Raw genomic sequence first — 3,150 nt, forward strand, 5'->3', positions numbered from 1 at the left:
TATCGATAAGGTTACACATTATCAACGTCCGTTCTACCATTTTGGGATTGTTTTTACCCAAACCTTCCTTGATCCATACACAGTCCATACGCAGTGCGGTAAGCATCTGACCCAACTCATCATGCAGCTCCCGGGCTATAACAGCGCGTTCTTTCTCCTGGCTGGCTATAATACCACAGGAAAGACGCCTCAACTGGTCCTGTGCCCTTTTGATTACTGTTATGTCCATTGCTATTCCACATAAACCACGAACAGATTCCTGCTCGTCGTATAGGGGAAATTTCACGGAAAGATAGGCATGGGTGCCATCTTTCTGAGAGACGCTTTCCTCTACCTGTATCGACTGCCTCTCCTTGAAAACTCGCACCTCGTTCGTACGAAACTGAGCGGCTATCTTCTCCGGAAATATTTCATAGTCGGTTTTGCCAACGATCTCCTGATTTCGCACATCAAACAACTCTTCAAACTGGGAATTGACCATTACATATCGATATTCTTTGTCTTTGATATAGACAACCGCAGGCATATATTTAATAATGCTCGTAATCTCCCTTGTCTTTTCCTTTACCTGTAATTCGAGATCTTTGGAATAATGCCCGAGCTTTTCTTTAGCAAGTTTGAGCTCTTCCTCCGCACGTTTCCTCGCGGTGACATCAATCAAAACAGCCAGGGATCGAACTATATCCCCTTTGTCATCCCGCTCAGCGATAGCTGATAAGAGTACATCTATAGTTTCCCCGTTTTTTCTGGTAAATTGATACGGAATATCCTTTACAAAACCAGTCCTCAAGAATTCAGAAAATACTCTCTCTTCAGCCAGCAGGCGCGAATCTTCCGTTAAAAACTCGGTAAAGTTTCGACCAATCACCTCGTCTGGTTCGTATCCAAGGGCTTCAACCCAATAGTCACTAACACTGACCAGCCGACCTTTCGCATCTATCGAGTGCAACATGGCAGGTGTGTTATTATAAAGAGAACGGTATCGCTCTTCACTTTCACGGAGTGTCTTCTCGACCTTTCTCCGTTTTACGATTTCATTACTTGCCTGTTTATAGAGAAAGAGAACAGATAATCCGATAAAAACGCATATTGCCAGGATTATATTGCCCATACTCCTGATTAAGGGATCAAAGACTTTTTTGGCAATTTCCCGGAACCCCCGCAAATAAATAACGTTCCAGCCCGGATAATTATCAAGTTCAACCTGTTGCATCAGGTATGCATTCCCTGTCTTATCAATAACATGATTCTTATCTTTCTTCAGTCCACTCCAGCTCCACGGACCGTTACCAAATTGTCGCGTCATAGCAATCTGAGAAATCTGATCAGGTGAAAGTTCCCACAAGAGTTTGTAAAGCCAATCCTCTCGATTGGAAATGAAAACCACACCATGAGGATCTGTGAGTACTATGGTACCTTCATAAACGTGCTTAAAATCCTTTTCCAAGGGTGTAATTGAGGCCTTGATAACAGCAACCCCTATCGGAACATCTCTGTCTTTTCCACAAACCGAATGGCTGTAATAAACCCCCCGCTTCCCTGAAGTTACACCCAAAGCCATGTAGATGGAAGTAGAACCTTTGATAGCCTTCCGGAAATATGGACGAAAAGCATAATTCTCCCCCACAAAGCTGTCAGGCGCATCGCGATTGCTGGAGGCTATAGTGTTTCCATTACGATCTATCAAGTAACAGACGTTGACATCCAGGGCATTCTTAAAGTGGTCAAGAACAGAATTTGCTTTCTTTAAAGAATTATTGTCCGGTTTGAATAGGGCTTGTTGTAATTCCTTCAGCCCAGCCAACACCCTTGCCGATTTTAGATTTTCGCCGAGAAAAGAGGAGAGGTGATTTTTGATCGTTTCTAATTGTAATGCGGTCTGGACATTGGCTTCCTTAAAAGCAGCTTCTTTTAAGGATGTATAATAGGAATATCCACCTAAAGACGTAGATAAAAAGGCCAGTAAAGATAAAACTATGAGGATTACACGAAGTTTCATGTTCGGCCTATTCCTTTACATTCAAAAAATCCTTCAAGCCGGGATAAAAACTTTTCCCTTCCGGTATTATGAAAAAACTGTCTGAAATTTTTTCATTTACCAGTATTTCCACAGGTACACTGACAATCCAGAGAACGTCATCCCTGTAAAATTCTATTCGACCGGGAAACGAGAATTCCCCGTTCACACGGGCATAATCTATATATTCAGCCCGAAGTATTACCCGCTTTCCATTGGATGTTCCAATGCCAATAAATCTTATGGGAAAACCTGTCTCTTTTTCCGTCCACAGTTGACTGCATGGAACTCGTCCCATTCTTTCCCCTATGACAAAGGCAACCTTTCCATCTATACGGTCAAAGGCAACCGTCCCCGTATCCACACCCAAATAACTCAGGTCATTTATCAGATTTTCAATAGATTCCTGGAAAAATACAATCGGCAGTACCGTATCTATCTTCCTGTAGTCAGTGTCAGCTATATCCTTCACCATAGTAAAAGATTTTCTGCCACGATTGATGATAACTTCCTTACCGTGGGCAAAAGCCCGTTCCGACCGGAAAATTCCCCCCTTTTTAATATAGATATGTTCATCTATTTCTACACTTCCGTCGTTATATCTGTTATCGAAGATCGTTGTCTTCAATACTATCTTTAAATTATTTATTTCCCGGTTTGCTTTCAGGATAGGTTGTAATATCTGTTTTGCAGTTGGTATGTAGGCAACTCCCTGATAAGAAATTGCAAGTAGTGCAAATATTATCAGCACACCTGTCAATCTTTTTTTCATGTTACACTTTCAGTGATTTTACAAAAAGATATAGAATGTCTTCTTCCTCGATCAAAGAATGATGCATTCGTAAAAAGTCTTTTTTTGTCACCCAAAATCATGTCCTGAACTTGTTTCAGGATCATTCAGGGTCTCTAACTTATTGAAATGCTTAGATGCTGAAACAAGTTCAGCATGACAAATGACACATTTTGAGACTTTTTACGAGACTGTCAAAGAAGACAATCTCGTAAAAAGTCTTTTTCTGTCACCCTGAATTTATTTCAGGGTCTCTAACTTGCTGAAATAATTAGATGCTGAAACAAGTTCAGCATGACAAAGAGCACACTTTCTGACTTTTTACGAGTGCATCAAAGAAGAA

The 3,150-nt window shown here is 41.2% G+C and carries 2 protein-coding genes; both read right to left on the reverse strand.

Annotation, left to right across the window (positions count from 1 at the left end; all coding sequences use genetic code 11):
- Positions 1 to 1,999 (reverse strand): PAS domain S-box protein (locus Q7J27_14110; GenBank protein MDO9530274.1); only part of this gene is annotated, 1,999 nt, incomplete at its 3' end.
- Between the two features lie 7 nt (positions 2,000 to 2,006).
- The gene (locus tag Q7J27_14115) at positions 2,007 to 2,789 is read right to left on the reverse strand and encodes a hypothetical protein (protein MDO9530275.1); all 783 of its coding nucleotides are present in this window, start codon (positions 2,787 to 2,789) and stop codon (positions 2,007 to 2,009) included.
- Positions 2,790 to 3,150: the final 361 nt, after the last annotated feature.

The sequence above is a fragment of the Syntrophales bacterium genome, assembly GCA_030655775.1.
GTDB lineage: Bacteria > Desulfobacterota > Syntrophia > Syntrophales > JADFWA01 > JAUSPI01.